Below are 206 nucleotides of genomic sequence, written 5' to 3' on the forward strand. Positions count from 1 at the left end.
ACCGCTTTGGCGTATGACAGAAAAACTCCAGAGCGAATATGCTCTGGAGTAGTAGTGGATGGAGAAGGATTCGAACCGCTTTGGCGTATGACAGAAAAACTCCAGAGCGAATATGCTCTGGAGTAGTAGTGGATGGAGAAGGATTCGAACCTTCGAAGGCATCGCCAGCAGATTTACAGTCTGTCCCCTTTGGCCACTCGGGAATC

The 206-nt window shown here is 49.5% G+C and carries 1 tRNA gene; it reads right to left on the reverse strand.

What is annotated here, in order from left to right:
• Positions 1-129 precede the first annotated feature (129 nt).
• A tRNA-Tyr gene (locus AB5Z12_RS18195) sits at positions 130-205 on the reverse strand.
• Between the last annotated feature and the right edge of the window lies 1 nt (position 206).

The organism is Ruminococcus sp. RTP21358st1_G6_RTP21358_211008 (assembly GCF_040908885.1).
Classification (GTDB): Bacteria; Bacillota; Clostridia; order Lachnospirales; family Lachnospiraceae; genus Blautia_A; species Blautia_A faecis.